The following is a 17,589-nucleotide window of genomic DNA, read 5'->3' on the forward strand; positions in this document are numbered from 1 at the left end:
CTTCGATGCTGGTGCGCCACGCACTCACGGTGAAAGGACGTGAAAGGAAAAAATGTCATTGTGCTCCCTCTGGAAGGGCGGAACGATCCGTCATTCACAGCGCCATCAGGGATTCTGTAGCCTTCAACAACCAAGCTTTTTCTTCGCCGTCCAGATGCGGGGCGATCAATTCGCGCACCTTGGCATGATAAATGTTGAGCCAGGTGATCTCCGCCCCACTCATCATATATTCATTGATCAGGCGCGTGTCGATGGGCACATAGGTGAGGGTTTCGAAGGTCAGCATCGGTCGTTCTTCTTCGTCGATGCGGCTTTCTGTCACGACCACCAGGTTTTCGATGCGGATGCCATATTCCCCGGGCTTGTAATATCCCGGTTCATTGGACAGGATCATGCCTTCTTCGAGAGGGGTGGAAAAACTCAGTCGGGAGATTCCCTGAGGTCCTTCATGCACACCGAGATAGCTGCCGACCCCGTGACCGGTGCCGTGATCATAATCCAGTCCCGCATCCCATAACGGTTTGCGCGCCAGACTGTCCAGATGGGCGCCGCTGCGGCCTTTGGGAAAGCGGGCCTGGGCCAGCGCGATATGGCCTTTGAGCACCCGGGTAAAGCGGTCTTTCTGTTCTTCCGTCGGGCTGCCGATTACGATGGTGCGGGTAATATCCGTGGTGCCATCCAGATATTGACCGCCGCTATCCACCAGATACAGCATATCTGGCTGCAAGGGGCGGTTACTTTCCGGCGTGGCCCGATAGTGTACAATGGCGCCGTTGGGCCCGGCCCCGGAAATGGTATCGAAACTGGTGTCCTGGAACAGGGGCTGTTCCTGGCGCAGGCGCAGCAGCTTGTTCGCCGCTGTGAGTTCATCGACGGTGCCCTTGGGGCCTTCCCTGTCCAGCCAGTAGAGAAACTTGCACATGGCAATGGCGTCGCGCAGATGGGCGCTGCGCGCGCCTTTGAGTTCCACGCTGTTTTTGCGCGCCTTGGGCAGAATGCAGGGATCATCCCCGGTGATAATCTCGGCGCCGGCATCGTCCAGCCGGTCAAACACCGCCGCATGGGTTTTTCGGGGGTCCACAAGAACCTTTTTGCCCGAGAGCCGGACCAGTTCAGAGACAAAGCTGTCCCGGGACAGAAGTTCCACCCCGTCCCCCAGATGCGTCTGCAATTCCGGCGTTACCTTGGCCGGATCCAGAAACAGCTTGGCACGGCCGTCCTGATACAATAGGGCAAAGCTGAGCACCACTGGCGTGTGTGCTACGTCCTGGCCCCGGATGTTGAACAGCCAGGCGATGCTGTCCAGCAGGGTCAGCACCGCGACCTCGGCTCCCTTGGCCCGCAGGTCGGCGCCGAGTCTCTGGCGTTTGTTGGCGCTGTCTTCGCCGGCATAGGCGAGGGGATGCGGTACGGCCGGGGCGGCGGACGGGGCCGGGCGGTCCTGCCACAGCGCATCAATGGGGTTTCCCGCCACGGGCACCAGCTCTGCGCCTTTTTCCGCCAGCGCCCGGGACATTCTGGCCCGCCAGTCCCGGGTATGCAGCCAGGGATCATAGCCGATCCGCTCCCCCGTCTTGACACGGGCCGCGAACCAGTCTTCCATCGGGTCTTCATGCAGTTTCAGCGGCGTGAAAAAATGGCTGTCCACCTGCTGGCGCACCTGCAGGGTGTATCGTCCATCCACAAAAATTGCGCCTTCGCTAAGTGTGATAGCCGCTTCGCCCGCCGATCCGGTAAAGCCGGTCAGCCAGGCCAGCCGCTCCGCATAGGCCGGGGTATATTCGCTTTGATGTTCGTCGGTGTGCGGGATCACAAACCCCGCGAGTCCCTGTTCCCGCAAAACTTGTCTGAGGGCGAGCAGCCGTGCTTTAACCATGATCCCCGTTCCGATGCCGATGATATGTCGGTTTAAAAGTTGTCATATTTATTTAACATGCTAGCGGCTCCCCCTGTCAATGTCGAGAGGCGGTGAGGGAAAAGATTAGGACCCGCTGTGCCCCAAAATGCCAATTCTCTTGGCAGAAAGAAATTCTAAGCTCCTGAAAAGATTGGTGCGCCCGGCGGGATTCGAACCCACGGCCCCCAGATTAGGAATCTGGTGCTCTATCCTGCTGAGCTACGGGCGCCCGATGGTCTGATGGTCTCTGTGGGCCGCCGGGGAACCGTGTCCCGCCAACGGCTCCCTAGAGATGCCCGAGCTTGACCGGCAAGTCAAGCCTGATGATCTGCCCCAGGGCGCGATATAACGCGCCCCGCCCGCTGTTCATGTTTTTTTGATCAGGATGTTTTTGATCCCGGGCCGCCAAATCCCCTATAATCCCGCATGAAGGGTCATGGGCAGGGAAGGGTCCCGCCCGGATCAGGCCCAAAACGGGGAGAGCGTATGGACCGTTTCGAGCAGACCGCCGCCACCGCTGCCTTCTGGGACAATATGTCGTTCTGGGACAAAGTATTGGAAACCGCGTCCAGCCTGCATTGGGTGGTGGCCATCTTTATCGGGTTTTTGGTGATTTTCCATGTGATTCTGGTGGGGCTGTTGCCGCTTAATACACGCCAGTGGAAACTGGTGGAATATGTCTGGGTGTCGCTGGCCTTCATTTCCTCGTTGGGTTTTGTGGACGAGGCCCGGCGATATCGGGCGGAACTGCATCTGAATGAGGTGCGCGGGCAACTGGAGACCAGCCGTCGTGACGTCACTGACTGGTTTGACAGTTACCAGATCTATGCCTGTGAAGAGGCGGGCGGGGATCTGGACCGGGAAGTGCTTGAGGCGGCCTGCGGCTGGTTCACCGATCGCCAGAAGGACCTCACCCTGTTGCAGATGGAAAACCGTATCGCGCCGGATCTGCGTCCGACCCTGCTGGCGGGGGCCGATCGGCTGACCCCGTTGCTCAGTCCGGAGAATGTGGCCATCATCACTGACCGTCTTGCCACCTATCAGGCCCATCGACAGCGGTATCTGGAACTGGTCGAGGCCAGCCGGCGGGGCACCTTGCAGAAAATCCTGATTATGCTGGCGCCCATTCTGTTCTCCGCGGCCCTGGCACTGAAAATGACCAAGGTGACCGGGGAATACCGGCGGATGCGATGAACAAGACAAGATGGCGTTTTCCGGTGGTGTTGAACTGTCGCCGCTCCGGTCTGTGGGCGGGGGTGTTGGGGGTGCTGCTGCTATGGGCCGCTCCAGCTTGGCCGGCGCCCCCTGATTTTCTGGAGGCGCTGGAAAAGGCGGAGCGTCGGCGGGTGAGCCATGTCATTGACGGTGACACACTGGTTTTGCAAGACGGACGGGAAGTGCGTCTGGTGGGGCTTCAGGCCCCGAAACTGCCGTTGGGACGCAAGGGGTTCCGGGAATGGCCCTTCGCTCGGGAAGCCAGGGAAACCCTGGAGATGTTGACCCGCGGAGCGTTTGTCACGCTGTATTACGGCGGGCGAAAGGTGGACCGTTACGGTCGGATCTTGGCGCACCTTGTGCGGGATGACGGTCTGTGGGTGCAGGGGGACATGCTCAGTCGCGGCATGGCCCGGGTCTACAGCTTCCCGGATAATCGTGCTCTGGTAGCGGAGATGCTGACCCGCGAACGTGCCGCGCGGGCGGCGCGCCGGGGGATCTGGCGGCTGACCTATTATGCCGTCAAGGACCATCTGGAAGCGGGACGGTTTCTCAACAGTTTTCAGATTGTTGAAGGCCGGGTGCGCGAGGTCGCTCGTCGGCGCAGCATCACTTATCTGAATTTTGGCGCGGACTGGCGGCAAGATTTCACGGTGGTGATCCGCGGCCGGGCCCGACGGCTTTTTGAAAAGACGGGCCTTGACCTGGACAATCTGAAAAATAAAAAAATCCGTATTCGCGGCTGGTTAAAATATTATAATGGCCCGATGATCGAGGCGACCCACCCGGAACAGATCGAAATTCTGTCCCGGTGAGGGGGCGGAAACTACAGACACAGGGGAATGTCATGTCACACGTATCCTTTTCTTTCCTGGCACAACCTCTCAGATCGGGGAAAAGGCTTCTGTTTGCCGGGGTGCTGGCGCTGGCCCTGCCGGCCTGTACCACCCTTAATCCGGCTACGGGCAAGTCCGAATTCACGCCCTTTATGAGCCCGGCCCAGGAAAAAAAGATCGGTGCGGAAAACCATCCGGCGGTGCTGGCGGAACATGGCGGCGTATATGATGATCCTGAGCTTGGCGGTTATGTGGCGAGTGTGGGCGGACGGTTAGTGGCGGCATCGGAAATGCCGGACGAACCGTTTACCTTTACCGTGCTGAACTCGCCGCTGGTGAACGCCTTTGCCTTGCCGGGCGGCTATATCTATGTGACCCGCGGCATTTTGGCGCTGTTTAATGACGAAGCGGAAATGGCGTCAGTGCTGGGCCATGAAATCGGCCATGTTACTGCCCGCCACACCGCCAAACGCTACAATCAGCAGATGTTTGCCGGCCTGCTCGGCGCCGGCATCGGCATTTTTGCCAAAAATGAGCAGGTGGGGCAATTGTTCAATTATGGCTCGCAGCTCTATTTGCTGAGTTATTCCCGGGACCAGGAATATCAGTCCGACGAATTGGGCGTGCGTTATACCAGCCGGGCCGGCATGAACCCGTATGGCGCGCCGGATATGCTGCGGGCGTTACAGGCGGAAACCGAATTGCAGGATCTGATTTCCAACCGCACGGGAGAAAGCCGGCCGCCGGAATTTTTCTCCACCCACCCTAATACCCAGGAGCGGGCCCAGCGGGCGCGGGCCGCCGCCCGGGCGACGGGCCTGGCTCCGCAATCCCGGCCTCGCCATCGGGACCGGTATTTGGCGGCTATTGACGGCATGATCTATGGTGATGACCCCAAACAGGGACTGATCCGGGGTCGGACCTTCTGGCATGGGGAACTGCGGTTCACGTTCGAGGCGCCGGAACATTACCGTCTGATCAACAGCTCCGAAGCAGTGCTGATTCAGGGCACCGGTCCGGCCCAGGGCAGTGTGGCCCTGTTTGCCGGCGGGCCGCTGAAAAACCGCTCTCTCAGCAGCTATCTGGCCGCGCTGTGGAAGGATCTGGGTGCTGATCAGCCACTGCAGGGATTGCAGGAAACCCGAGTGGGCGGGATGCCGGCGCTTACCGGCTGGGCCCGGGGCAGCATGCAAAATACGCCGGTCATTGTGCGCCTGATGGCCATTCGCTATTCCACCGAACAGGCCTATCATTTCCTGATGATCATTCCGGAAAACCTGTATGAGGCGCAGGAACAGGGACTACGGCGCATGACCTACAGTTTCCGCAAACTCAGTGCTACGGAGGCCGGAAAATACAAACCCCGGCGCATCAAGATCGTCACCGTACAGCAAGGCGACACGGCGCACAGCCTGTCCCGGCGCATGGCGTTTGAGGACTATCGGCTGGAACGATTCCTGGTGCTCAACGGGTTGGACAGGACTACGAAACTCAGGGCGGGTCAGAAGGTCAAACTGATTGTGGAGGAGTAACGTTTTTCCGGATTTCTGATCTTGTGTGAGTCCGATTGCTTCTTCCCGGCTTTTCTTGGCTTCCTTGCGGCGTGAAGTGTCCTGATTTCGGGAGAACTTCATGCCGGCAGGGAAAAAATCGTGAAAAATTGCACTTCATTATTTTCAAACAGGTCATTTTAGCGTATAGCTCCTGTTAAGAATGATTATGAAAACTATTTGTAAGCCGTTATGAAAAAATACCTGAGCGAACTTTCCATAGGGGATATGGCAAAAATCAGCGGCTTTGATGCCGATCGTTGCAGCGACCGGGATTTTGCCCGTGACCTGGAAGACCGTCTTCTGGAAATCGGTTTTGAGGAAGGTCTGAAGGTGGAAGTGTTGCATGAGGGTCCTGTCGGCCGGGATCCCATGGCCGTGCGGGTTGGGAACATGACTGTGGGTCTTAGGCGTATCGAAGCCGATGCCGTGTGTATTCACGAAGAGGACCAGCAGGAAAGTCACGGGAATGAAGCCGCCGCGGCGGAATGAGAGTTTTTGATGAGTGATCTGCATATCGCGTTGGTGGGGACCCCCAATTGTGGGAAAAGTTCGCTGTTCAACATGCTGACTGGCAGTCGCCAGAAAGTGGCCAATTACCCTGGTGTGACGGTGGAACGCCGCAGCGGACACTATCAGACCAGCACCGGTCGGCAGGTGCATCTGGTCGATTTGCCAGGGATATACAGCCTCAAGGATCGCACCCTTGATGAACGGATCACCCGTCAGGTCGTCACTGGGGCACATCCCCATGAACCACGCCCGGACATTCTGTTGTGTGTGGCGGATTCAACCAATCTGCGGGTTCATCTCAGGCTTGTCCTGGAACTCAGGGCGCTGGGGCTGCCGCTTATTCTGGCGCTTAATATGGCGGATCTTGCGGAACGGGACGGGATTCGTATCGACCTGGACAGGCTTTCCCGGGAGCTGGGCGTGCCGGTCATTTCCACCGTAGCCGTTCGCCAATCCGGTATGACCGGTCTGAAGAAATTGCTGGATCGGGATCTTCACGACCTGACACGAAAGCAGGCACCTGCGGGAGAAGGTATCCGCAAGGAACAGCATCTATCCACCCGCGACCTTCAAAAAATGGCCCGCAAACTGGCCAACAGGATTCTGATCGCCGAAGGGCATCAGCACCGAATCACCCGGCAGCTTGACCAGGTTATTCTGCATCCCGTGGTCGGCCCGTTTGTACTGTTTGGTTTGTTGTTTGTCATGTTCCAGGCTGTTTTCAGTTGGGCCGAGGCGCCGATGGCGTGGATTGACGGTTCCATCGTCTGGTTGCAGGACCGCCTGGTGGCATTCCTCCCGGAAAGCTGGTTTCTCAGCCTGCTTAATGACGGTATTCTCGCCGGAGTGGGCAGCGTCATTGTGTTTCTGCCGCAGATTCTGATTCTGTTTACCTTCATTTTGATTATGGAGGCAACGGGGTATATGGCCCGGGCCGCTTTTCTCATGGACCGCCTAATGGCCAAGGTCGGCCTTAACGGGCGCGCTTTCATCCCGCTGATCAGCAGTTTTGCCTGCGCCATCCCGGGGGTCATGGCGACCCGCACCATTGAAAACGCCCGGGACCGGATGACCACCATCATGATTGCCCCGTTGATGACCTGTTCCGCCCGGTTGCCGGTCTATACCCTGATCATTGCCGCTTTCATTCCCAATAAAACGGTCTGGGGGGGTATGGGCTTGCAAGGGCTTGTAATGTTCGGGCTTTATCTTTCCGGGGTGGTGAGCGCGCTAATTGTTGCCGCCGTTATGAAAATGACTCTCACCAAAGGCGTGGCTCAGCCATTTCTGATGGAATTGCCGAAATATCAGTTGCCCAGGCTGAAAAATTTGTTGATCGACCTGATGGAACGGGCCCGGATTTTTCTGCGCCGGGCCGGCACTATTATTTTGAGCACCACCATTATTCTCTGGGGTCTGGCAAGCTATCCCAAAGCTCCCAAAGACGCTACTGATCCGGAAATCTATTACAGTTTTGCCGGCATGCTGGGCAAAATATTGCAGCATATTTTTGCCCCGTTGGGATTTAACTGGGAAATCACCGTTGCGCTGATCCCGGGCATGGCCGCGCGGGAAGTGGCGGTGGCGGCGCTGGGCACCGTTTATTCCCTCAGCGGGGATGAAGACAAGGTGGCCGATAGTTTGGTGAATGTGTTGCAGGGTAGCTGGCCGTTGCCTACGGCGCTGGCGTTTCTGGCCTGGTATGTTTTTGCGCCGCAATGCTTGTCTACCATCGCTGTGGTGCGTCGGGAAACCAACAGCTGGCGCTGGACTGGTTTTATGGTCGCTTATCTGTTTGCTCTGGCTTACCTTGCCGCCTGGGCCGTCAACAGCATTGCCCGTGCGGTTATAGGCTGATGGCCCGGAAGCTGTGGTGAAGCCCCAGCGCCACCAGAAAAGTGCCGCCGCCCAGGACCAGGAAAATTTCGGGGATGGAAAGGCCCCAATGCAGCAGGGTCATGACCAACAGGGCGGACAGCACCATCAGAAATGCATTCATAATGTTGTTTGCAGCCACCATGCGGGCGCGCCGGGCCGGATCGCTTCTTTCCTGCAATAAGGCATAAAGCGGCACGATATAAAGGCCGCCGAAAATGGCGATCAGGCTGCAATCCAGCAAGATGCGCCAGTTCCGGCCTTCCCGCACAAATGTTTCAAGTGATTGGGGAATGGCGCCTGCGGCGGCGGGGCCTGGGGGGCTGGCCAGATACAAATCGGCGCAGAAGACCGCCATGCCCATAGCGGCGGCGGCCACATAACGGGGGGAAATATTCCCTTTCAGCAGCTTGTTGCATAACAGCGATCCCAGCGCAATGCCGATGGAAAAGGCGCACAGCAGCAGGGTGACCGCCTGTTCGTCACCATTCAAGATGTTTTTGGTATAGGCCGGAAACTGGGACAGGAATGTCGCGCCCAGAAACCAGAACCAGGAAATGCCCAGAATTGACAGAAAAACCGGTCGATTATAGCTGGCGCTGCGGACAATCGCATAACTTTCTGAAAAGATATTCGGATTGATCCGCAAGTGCGGTGCTGCTGCCCGGGCCCGGGGCATGGCCAGGCTGCTAAGGAAGCCGCCGGCGGCCACCGCAATACTCATTACGGAGACAAGGGGTCGGCCGCTTTCCCCAAGAATTAAAAGCCCCCCGGCGATGGTTCCCAGAAGAATGGCCAGAAAAGTACTGCCTTCCACCAGGCCGTTCCCGGCAATCAGTTCATCCTCTGCCAGATGATCGGGCAGGATGCCGTATTTCAAGGGACCGAAAAAGGCGGACTGGCTGCCCATCAGAAAAAGAGTGGCCATCAGCAGATAAAAACTTTCCAGCCAGAAGCCCAGCCCCGCCAGGATCATCAGCAGGATTTCCACAAACTTGATACGCCGGATCAGTCCGGTTTTTTCATATTTGTCGGCCAGTTGCCCAGCAAAGGCGGAAAACAGGAAAAATGGCAGGATGAACACGCCCGCCGCCGCTGTGACCACCAGGCGCACATCACTGCCCACCTTGTCCGCCAAATCATAGGTGAGCAGAATGACAAGGGCGTTCTTGAAGACATTATCGTTAAACGCCCCCATGAACTGGGTCAGAAACAGGGGAAGAAAACGGCGGCGTTTGAGCAAATAAAACTGATCTTCCGACATGCCGTTCCCTTTTTCCCTGTTTTTACCGTATTTCGGTCTGATGTTTTCTTTAAGGATGAAGTGTTATGAGAGGGAGGCGAAGCAGTCTGGCCCGCGTTCCCGGCTATATATGGCTTTGCATTATATGCATGATCCAGCCGGTAGCGTAAAATAAATAAAAAGAATCACCCTGCCGGGATATGCCGGCAGACCTCTGAATAGCCGAGAATGGCTTATGTCGGGACGGTTTTGCGCCGAGAAAGGCATTGTCGTTTTTTTTCTTTACCTGATACGGCGTTAGGGCTATAAGCAGGCAAATAATTTTATATATTAAATAATTTCCATTCAAACAGTCGTTTGAATTTGGCGTAGGGATCATATATAAAGGCTCAGTTTCGATTGACAGCTCTGATGATCGCAGGTTACCTTCCAGTAACTTTTGCCTGTTTTTGCATTGCAAAAGATTTTTCGGATCACACATTGCGCAGATCAGAAGATCATAGTAGTTTCATTTTTGGAATGATTGAGGGAGAGCAAATTCGATGAAGATCCTTGTCCCCGTAAAAAGGGTAATTGATTACAATGTGAAGGTTCGCGTAAAGGCGGACGAAAGCGGCGTCGAACTGGCGAATGTGAAAATGTCCATGAACCCGTTTGACGAGATCGCGGTGGAAGAAGCCATTCGTCTGAAAGAAGCGGGCAAAGCGGAAGAGATTGTGGCCGTATCCATCGGCCCCGCTCAGGCCCAGGAAACGCTGCGCACAGCGCTTGCCATGGGGGCGGATCGAGCTATTCTGGTTAAAACCGATGAGGTGGTGGAGCCGCTGGCCGTGGCAAAAATCCTTAAAGGCGTTGTGGCCGAAGAAAACCCGGATCTGGTCATTATGGGCAAACAGGCCATTGACGATGACTGTAACCAGACCGGCCAGATGCTGGCGGCGCTGCTGGGCTGGCCGCAGGGCACCTTCGCCTCCAAGGTGGATCTGGGCGAAGGCACCGTAGACGTGACCCGGGAAATTGACGGCGGTCTTGAAACCGTCAAACTCAACATGCCGGCCGTGATTACCACCGATCTGCGCCTCAATGAACCCCGTTATGCCTCCCTGCCCAATATCATGAAGGCGAAACGCAAACCTCTTGATGAAAAAAGCCCCGCGGATTACGGGGTGGAGACCGCCCCGCGTCTGGTCACGCTGAAGGTTGCGGAGCCGCCCAAGCGTCAGGCCGGAATCAAGGTGGAAAGCGTCGAGGAACTGGTCGACAAACTGCGTAATGAAGCGGGAGTACTCTGAACATGACAGCCTTAGTAATAGCCGATCACGATAACACCGTACTTAAGGACAGCACGCTGAATACAATCACCGCCGCTGCCAAACTGGGCGGTGATGTTCATGTCCTTGTCGCCGGATCCAACTGTGCTGCCGTGGCCGAGGCTGCTGCCAAGGTTGAGGGCGTGACCAAGGTGCTGGTGGCGGATGCTCCCGATTATGAACATCCGCTGGCCGAGGTTTTGGCGCCGCTGGTGGTCAGGTTGGCGGACGGTTATGACGCCATTCTGGCGGCGGCCACCACCACCGGCAAGAACTTCATGCCGCGGGTGGCTGCGCTGCTGGATGTGGCTCAGATTTCTGACATTATCGCGGTGGAAAGCCCGGACACGTTCCAGCGGCCCATCTATGCCGGTAACGCCATTGCCACGGTGCAGAGCAAGGACGCCAAGAAGGTGATCACCGTTCGGACCACCGCCTTTCCGGCAGCTCCCGCCGAAGGCGGTTCCGCCTCCATTGAAAATGTGGAACCGGCTGAGAATCCGGGACTGTCCAGCTTTGTCGGGCAGGAACTGAGCAAATCCGAGCGGCCCGAACTGACCAGCGCCAAAATCATTATTTCCGGTGGGCGCGGCATGGGCAGCGGGGAGAACTTCGCCCTGATTGAAGCCGTGGCAGACAAGTTGGGTGCGGCCATTGGCGCGTCACGTGCGGCTGTGGATGCGGGGTTTGTACCCAATGATTACCAGGTGGGCCAGACCGGCAAGATTGTGGCGCCGGAACTGTATATCGCCGTGGGAATTTCCGGGGCCATTCAGCATTTGGCTGGCATGAAAGACTCGAAAGTGATTGTGGCCATCAACAAGGATGAGGAAGCGCCGATTTTCCAGGTAGCTGATTATGGCTTGGTCGCAGATCTGTTCCAGGCTCTGCCGGAACTGGAAAAAGCCCTTTCTTAGAGCTTTTTTTAAGGCTCCCCTCTTTACAGGGGGGGAGGGGAGTCTTAAACATAAAATATTAGCTATAGCTATTGCCTTCTTAAAATAAGGGATAGCCAGTAACAGTAACTAACCGCCACAAAATAAGTGAGAAACCGGAAATGGTTCAAAAAGTAGGTATCATCGGCGCAGGACAGATGGGGAATGGCATCGCGCATGTTTTTGCGCTGGCCGGATATGATGTGGTGATGAGCGACATCAGTCAGGAAAATCTGGACCAGGCAATGGAAACGATCCGGACCAATATCGCCCGTCAGACCGCCAAGGGGCGCGTCTCAGAAGAAGACGCCGCGGCGGCGCTTGCCCGGATCAAGCCGGTGATCGGACTTGACGGATTTTCGGAAGTGGATCTGGCTATTGAGGCGGCGACGGAAAATGAGGAAATCAAGAAAAAGATTTTTCAGGACCTGTGCCCCAAGCTGAAACCCGAAGCGCTTCTTGCCACCAATACCTCCTCCATCTCCATTACCCGGCTGGCGTCAACTACGGATCGGCCGGAAAAATTCATTGGCCTGCATTTTATGAATCCGGTGCCGGTGATGAAGCTGGTGGAGCTGATCCGGGGCATCGCCACCAGTGATGAAACCTATAAAACCGCCAAGGAAGTGGTCAAGAGCCTGGGCAAAACCACGGCCAGTTCTGAGGACTTCCCGGCCTTTATCGTTAACCGCATTCTGCTGCCCATGATTAACGAGGCGATTTATACGCTGTATGAAGGGGTGGGATCAGTGGAAGCCATTGACAAGGCCATGCGGCTTGGCGCCAATCATCCCATGGGGCCGCTGCAACTGGCGGACTTTATCGGGTTGGATACCTGCCTGTCCATTATGCAGGTGCTGTATGAAGGGCTTGCCGATAGCAAATACCGGCCCTGTCCGTTGTTGGTGAAATATGTGGAGGCCGGTTGGGTCGGCCAGAAAGTTGGGCGCGGCTTTTATGACTATCGTGGGGAAAAACCCGTTCCCACGCGATAGTTCTTTTGCGCGATAGTTTTCTTTATTAAATGAAAATCAAATTATCCTGCCGGCAGACATGGCCCCTGCGCCAGCAGAAGAGTTCCCTCCTGTTGCGTATCATTCCCCGGATAAGGTCTAGGCGCGGGCATTGACGCGCATCAATGCGGAACCGGCTCCTGCGGGGTAAGTTCGGCTGAAGGCGCCGTCATGTCATGCTGGCGCTGTTTCCCAATTTGAATATGAGTCCATAGGAGATTGTCATGCGACGCGCTGCTTTTGGTTTTGTGATCGCCGCCTTTTCGTGCCTTTTGGCCCCGATGGCCGGTCAGGCCGAGCCGACCGAGATCACCGTAAGAGTGATCAGCAAGGACGCCAAGTTTATCGGCAGCAGTATGGGCGGCATGCGGGTGACACTTCGTGATGGGCACACCGGGGAGGTTCTCGCTACCGGAATCACCAGCGGCGGGACCGGCAATACCGGGCTTGTCATGCACAAGGAGGGCGGGCGTCGAGCGCGGCTGGCCGATGAGACCGCCGCAGGTTTTAAGACGGTTCTTGATCTTGAAGAACCGCGACTGATTGAGGTCGAAGCCTACGGCCCACTGGCCCAGCCGCAGGCGGCGCATCGGGTCAGTTCCAGCCAATGGGTGGTGCCGGGCCGGCATCTTTCTGCTGGGGATGGCTGGGTGCTGGAACTGCCTGGTTTTGTGGTTGATGTGCTGACCCCGCCGGCCGCGATCAAGCTTTCTGCCGCCACCCGCCAGCTTGAACTGCGGGCCAATGTGATCATGATGTGTGGCTGCCCCATAAAACCGGAAGGGCTGTGGGATGCCAACGGGTATGAAGTGAAGGCGATCGTGCGCCGCAATGGCGAACTGGTCCGCCGTCTTGATCTCTCTTATGCGGGCGAGACCAGCCAGTTTGCCGGCAGCCTGCCCATTGAGGCGCCAGGCACGTATGATGTTGTTGTTTATGCTTATGATCCGGCGAATGGCAATACCGGCCTGGACCGCACCACTTTCACCGTGACAAAATAAAACCGACGCCCCCGTCCTATGACGATCAGGGCGGGGGCAGAAGTTTGGATCAGGCGAGCCTCAGACCGTGCTGAACGATGAGGACGGCCAGGGCCATAAAGCAGACAATCTGGGTCAAAAAGAAAATAAAACGTACAAGCGCCACGCGGTTTGTTTGCGTAAAACAGATATGGGTGACGGATTGGGCAACACGGGCTACAAGAACAATGACGGACAGGATGTCTGCAAGTGGGGTGGAGATGCCGCTGACATAGAGGGCAAAAACGATCACGGCAAAGACCGGCAGATTTTCCACACAATTGGCATGAGCCCGCATGGACCGCAGATAGAAGTCCTGGCCTTCAACCTGGTCGGCCCGGAACTCCTTGATTTCTACCCGTCCCGTCAGAATCCGGCTCCAGCGGTAAATCCCGACACTGAGAAACAGCACGAGAACGGTCCAGACCGCAAAACCCAGCAGCATCCATAGGGGTAATGTCATTTCATCTCTCCTGTTCAGGCAGTTTGTCGTAAAATGTTATGAAAGAGGGGCTGTCTCGCTTGTTGCCCGAGGGGAGATCCCGCCGAACAGATAGGACAGCGGTCTGCTGCCCGTGGACGTTGCTCTGTCAGACGGTGGTCTCATCCCTGAGGGACATGTGGACGGCCCGCACGCCTACAGGGCATTTAAGGGGATTTTCAGGTAGGAGATGCCGTTGTCCTCTTGCGGCGGAAATTCACCGGCCCGGATATTGACCTGCACGGAAGGCAGGATCAAGGTTGGCATGTCAAGGGTGGCGTCCCGCGCCGTGCGCATGGCGACAAAGTCCTCTTCCGTAATGCCGTCATGGACATGGACATTGTGGCGGCGCTCCGCTTCGACCGTGCTTTCCCAGACATACTCGTCCCGCCCCGGAGCCTTGTAATCATGGCACATGAACAGCCGCGTTTCAGGCGGCAAAGAAAATATTTTCTGGATGGAATGGTACAGGGTCCGGGCATTGCCGCCCGGGAAATCGGCCCGTGCCGTGCCGTAATCCGGCATGAACAGCGTATCCCCGACAAAGGCGGCATCCCCAATCACATAAGTGAGGCAGGCCGGCGTATGGCCTGGCGTATGCATCACCCGCCCTTCGAGCGTGCCGATCCGGAAGGTTTCGCCATCCCGGAACAGGTGATCGAACTGGGAACCGTCTATGGCAAAGCCGGCCTCCAGATTAAAGACACCCTTGAAAATCTTTTGAACCTCACGAATATGTTCGCCAATGGCAATGCGCCCACCAAGTTTTTCTTTCAGATAAGGGGCGGCGCTCAGATGGTCGGCATGGGCATGGGTTTCCAGAATCCATTCCACTTCCAGGCCGTATTCCGAAATATGGGCAATGATGGCATCGGCGGAATGGGTATCGGTGCGCCCCGATTTAGGGTCATAATCGAGAACGGAGTCGATGATGGCGCATTTGCGGCTGTTGGGGTCTGTGACCACATAGGAAACCGTGTTGGTGGTTTCGTCAAAAAATGAGTTTACAGTCGGGCTCATCGGTTGCACCTCGGATGTGTTGGGTTTGTCCTGTGCAGAAAGGATCTGCTTCACAATTTACTTGACAATATATGCATAGTTATGAATATATGCAAGTATGAAGATTGAAAAGATTCAGAACTCGGCAGAAAAAGCCGCCGATCTGATGCGTTCCCTCTCCCATGAGAAACGCCTGATGCTTCTGTGTCAGCTGGTGGAGGGGGAAAAGAGCGTCGGTGCCCTTGCGACGGCTCTGGGCATTACCCAGGCCAATGCCTCGCAGCAGCTGGCGCTGTTGCGCAAGGATGGTCTGGTGCAGACCCGGCGCGAGGGGCAGACCATCTATTATTCCCTGGCCGGCCATGAGGCCCGGCGGGTGATCGAAGTTCTGTATGAACTTTACTGTGAACCGGTGTCACCTGAAAAACAGACAGCAGGTACAGGAGAAGATGATGAATAACGACATCAGGAACGAAACCGCCGCAGGATTGCAGGAGATTCAGCCCGACGAACTGAAACGGCGGATGGAGGCGCGGGACGTGCTGCTGATTGATGTGCGCGAACCTGGAGAATTTGAGGCCGAGCGTATTCCCGGTGCCGTGTTATACCCCCTGTCCGAATTTGACCCGCGCTGCCTGCCGGCCGAAGTCTTTCCTTCGGTGGTGTTGATGTGCGGGTCAGGGAAACGTTCAGCGACGGCGGCCTGCAGGGTTCTGGACAGTGGCGTTGGGCGGACAACACATCTGGCGGGCGGTATCATGGCCTGGAAAAAGGCGAACCTGCCGACCATCAGCTTTGATCCGGCGACCGGTGGTTGGCGTCGGGGTCCGGCTGCTTGATCCCGTGTCTAATTTCGTGCCAGATCCTGTGTCTGATCCCGTGCCAGATTCCATAACCGACAACAATCCGGACGTGAAACAGGCTCGTCCCCGCCCTGTGTGGGAAAAACTTATCCCGGCCAGCCAGTGGCTGAAGGGATATGGGCGCAAGGACGTGGCGGCTGATCTGCTGGCGGCTGTGATTGTCACTATTATGCTAATCCCCCAGAGCCTGGCCTATGCCCTGCTGGCGGGATTACCGCCGGAAGTCGGCCTTTATGCCAGTATGAGTCCGCTGTTGCTTTATGCCTTGTTCGGGTCAAGCCGCACTCTGGCGGTGGGGCCTGTGGCGGTAGTCTCCCTCATGACGGCGTCCGCCGTGGGGAATGTGGCGGTCCCCGGCACCACCGAATATGTCGGGGCGGCGCTGGTTCTGGCTTTTCTCTCTGGTCTGTTTCTGGTGCTGATGGGAATCCTGCGATTGGGGTTCCTTGCTAATCTGCTCAGTCATCCTGTCATTTCCGGATTCATTACCGCCTCGGGCATTTTGATTGCCGCCAGCCAGATCAAACATGTGTTGGGTGTGGATGCAGGTGGTGCGACGCTGGGGGAGATTGCCCTTTCCCTGATGACCCGCTTCGGCCAGATCAATATGCCGACAGCGGCGATTGGGGGGAGCGCTATTCTGTTTTTGTTTTGGGTCCGCAATAACCTGAAACCCTTCCTCCTGCGCATGGGAATAAGCGACTATGCCGCCGCCATGATTGCCCGGGCCGGCCCGGTGGCAGCGGTCCTCGCTTCGATCCTTCTAGTGCCGGCCCTGGGGCTTGCGGACAGAGGAGTAAGCATTGTCGGCGCCATCCCCGGGGGATTGCCGTCCTTGACATTGCCCCCTTTCGAAATGGCCCTGTGGCAGGAATTGCTGCCGGCGGCGGTTCTGATCAGTATTATCGGTTTTGTGGAATCTGTTTCCGTCGCCCATACCCTGGCGGCCAAACGCCGTCAACGGATTGACCCCAATCAGGAGCTGATCGGGCTTGGCGCCGCCAATCTGGCCGCCGGGGTCAGCGGGGGATATCCGGTCACCGGCGGTTTTGCCCGTTCGGTAATCAATTTCGATGCCGGGGCGGTGACCCCCATGGCGGGAGTTTTTACAGCAGCAGGTATTGCCCTGACGGCGTTGTTTTTGACATCTTTCTTTTATTATTTGCCCAAGGCGGTGCTGGCGGCCACCATCATTGTTGCCGTTTTGGCGCTGGTGGACCTGAAGACCATCAGGCGGACCTGGATTTATTCCAAAATTGATTTTTCCGCCATGCTGGCCACGATTCTTGTGACCCTGCTGGCGGGAGTGGAGCCCGGCATTCTTGCGGGGGTCGTCCTGTCACTGGCGCTGCATATTTGGCGCACAGGCCGCCCTCATCTGGCGGTGGTCGGCCGCATTCCCGGTACCGAACATTTCCGCAATGTGTTGCGGCACAAGGTGCGCACCAACCCGCAGATCCTAATGATCCGGATTGATGAAAGCCTGTATTTTGCCAATGCTGCCTTTCTGGAGGATACCCTGCTGAACGCGGTGGCCGAACAGCCGCGCCTGAAACATATTGTCCTGCTTTGCGGGGCCGTGAATGTGATTGACGCCAGTGCGCTCGAAACACTGGAGCGTTGTGTGGAAAGTCTGCACGACAGCGGGGTTCATCTTCATCTGGCAGAAGTCAAGGGGCCGGTCATGGACCGACTTGAGCGAACGAGTTTCCTGTCGGCGCTGGCGCCCGGGCGCGTTTTCTTGAGCGCCCATGAAGCCATGAGCCGGCTGGAACAGGAACTGGAGGCGCCGCAGCATTACGGCGCCGGAATTTAGATCTGATAGAATTTAGGGGCGCAT

At 56.9% G+C, this 17,589-nt stretch carries 16 protein-coding genes and 1 tRNA gene; 12 read left to right on the top strand and 5 right to left on the bottom strand.

The window, feature by feature from the left end:
- Positions 1–94 precede the first annotated feature (94 nt).
- Positions 95–1,876, bottom strand: a complete 1,782-nt coding sequence (locus FE788_RS01880) for an aminopeptidase P family protein (protein ID WP_138379044.1) — start codon at positions 1,874–1,876, stop codon at positions 95–97.
- Between the two features lie 173 nt (positions 1,877–2,049).
- A tRNA-Arg gene (locus FE788_RS01885) sits at positions 2,050–2,126 on the bottom strand.
- Between the two features lie 257 nt (positions 2,127–2,383).
- Between FE788_RS01885 and FE788_RS01890 the strand changes: the two genes are divergently transcribed.
- The 5 genes from FE788_RS01890 (at position 2,384) to feoB (ending at position 7,868) form a co-directional block, all read left to right on the top strand.
- Complete coding sequence (locus tag FE788_RS01890) at positions 2,384–3,091, top strand: hypothetical protein (protein ID WP_138379045.1); 708 nt, start codon at positions 2,384–2,386, stop codon at positions 3,089–3,091.
- Entirely contained in the window at positions 3,088–3,927 is an 840-nt protein-coding gene (locus FE788_RS01895) for a thermonuclease family protein (protein ID WP_138379046.1), read from the top strand. The genes FE788_RS01890 and FE788_RS01895 overlap by 4 nt, the downstream gene beginning before the upstream one ends.
- Positions 3,928–3,959: 32 nt before the next feature.
- Entirely contained in the window at positions 3,960–5,480 is a 1,521-nt protein-coding gene (locus FE788_RS01900) for a M48 family metalloprotease (protein ID WP_138379047.1), read from the top strand.
- 210 nt (positions 5,481–5,690) lie between these two features.
- Positions 5,691–5,990 (top strand): FeoA family protein, encoded by a 300-nt coding sequence (locus tag FE788_RS01905; protein WP_138379048.1) that lies wholly within the window; start codon positions 5,691–5,693, stop codon positions 5,988–5,990.
- Between the two features lie 9 nt (positions 5,991–5,999).
- Positions 6,000–7,868, top strand: a complete 1,869-nt coding sequence (feoB, locus tag FE788_RS01910) for a ferrous iron transport protein B (RefSeq protein WP_138379049.1) — start codon at positions 6,000–6,002, stop codon at positions 7,866–7,868.
- On the opposite strand, the gene FE788_RS01915 is transcribed toward feoB, so the two are convergent.
- A complete protein-coding gene (locus FE788_RS01915; protein WP_138379050.1) occupies positions 7,858–9,150 on the bottom strand; it encodes an MFS transporter in 1,293 nt (430 codons plus the stop codon). The genes feoB and FE788_RS01915 overlap by 11 nt on opposite strands.
- 521 nt (positions 9,151–9,671) lie before the next feature.
- On the opposite strand from FE788_RS01915, the gene FE788_RS01920 reads away from it, so the two are divergent.
- The 4 genes from FE788_RS01920 to FE788_RS01935 all read left to right on the top strand — a co-directional run bounded on the left by FE788_RS01920 (position 9,672) and on the right by FE788_RS01935 (position 13,388).
- Positions 9,672–10,421 carry an electron transfer flavoprotein subunit beta/FixA family protein gene (locus FE788_RS01920; RefSeq protein WP_138379051.1) on the top strand — a complete coding sequence of 250 codons (750 nt, stop codon included), beginning with the start codon at positions 9,672–9,674 and terminating at the stop codon, positions 10,419–10,421.
- A gap of 2 nt (positions 10,422–10,423) precedes the next feature.
- Positions 10,424–11,356, top strand: coding sequence for an electron transfer flavoprotein subunit alpha/FixB family protein (locus tag FE788_RS01925; protein ID WP_138379052.1), 933 nt, complete (start codon positions 10,424–10,426; stop codon positions 11,354–11,356).
- A gap of 140 nt (positions 11,357–11,496) precedes the next feature.
- A complete protein-coding gene (locus FE788_RS01930) occupies positions 11,497–12,369 on the top strand; it encodes a 3-hydroxybutyryl-CoA dehydrogenase (protein ID WP_138379053.1) in 873 nt (290 codons plus the stop codon).
- Positions 12,370–12,611: 242 nt separating this feature from the next.
- The gene (locus FE788_RS01935) at positions 12,612–13,388 is read left to right on the top strand and encodes a hypothetical protein (protein WP_210414092.1); all 777 of its coding nucleotides are present in this window, start codon (positions 12,612–12,614) and stop codon (positions 13,386–13,388) included.
- A 49-nt stretch (positions 13,389–13,437) separates the two neighbouring features.
- Here the strand turns inward: FE788_RS01935 and FE788_RS01940 are convergent, their stop codons facing one another.
- Both FE788_RS01940 and FE788_RS01945 read right to left on the bottom strand, forming a co-directional pair.
- The gene (locus tag FE788_RS01940) at positions 13,438–13,869 is read right to left on the bottom strand and encodes an MAPEG family protein (RefSeq protein ID WP_138379054.1); all 432 of its coding nucleotides are present in this window, start codon (positions 13,867–13,869) and stop codon (positions 13,438–13,440) included.
- Between the two features lie 174 nt (positions 13,870–14,043).
- Positions 14,044–14,907, bottom strand: a complete 864-nt coding sequence (locus FE788_RS01945; protein WP_138379055.1) for an MBL fold metallo-hydrolase — start codon at positions 14,905–14,907, stop codon at positions 14,044–14,046.
- 97 nt (positions 14,908–15,004) lie between these two features.
- Here FE788_RS01945 and FE788_RS01950 point away from each other — a divergent pair, with 97 nt between their 5' ends.
- The 3 genes from FE788_RS01950 to FE788_RS01960 all read left to right on the top strand — a co-directional run bounded on the left by FE788_RS01950 (position 15,005) and on the right by FE788_RS01960 (position 17,565).
- Positions 15,005–15,346: an ArsR/SmtB family transcription factor gene (locus tag FE788_RS01950; protein ID WP_138379056.1), complete on the top strand. Its 342-nt coding sequence runs from the start codon at positions 15,005–15,007 to the stop codon at positions 15,344–15,346.
- On the top strand, positions 15,336–15,725 hold the full coding sequence (locus FE788_RS01955) for a rhodanese-like domain-containing protein (RefSeq protein WP_210414093.1): 390 nt from the start codon (positions 15,336–15,338) through the stop codon (positions 15,723–15,725). The genes FE788_RS01950 and FE788_RS01955 overlap by 11 nt, the downstream gene beginning before the upstream one ends.
- A gap of 97 nt (positions 15,726–15,822) precedes the next feature.
- Positions 15,823–17,565: a SulP family inorganic anion transporter gene (locus tag FE788_RS01960; RefSeq protein ID WP_138381253.1), complete on the top strand. Its 1,743-nt coding sequence runs from the start codon at positions 15,823–15,825 to the stop codon at positions 17,563–17,565.
- The last annotated feature ends 24 nt before the right edge of the window (positions 17,566–17,589 follow it).

This window comes from Luteithermobacter gelatinilyticus, assembly GCF_005849285.1.
Classification (GTDB): Bacteria; Pseudomonadota; Alphaproteobacteria; order Sphingomonadales; family Emcibacteraceae; genus Luteithermobacter; species Luteithermobacter gelatinilyticus.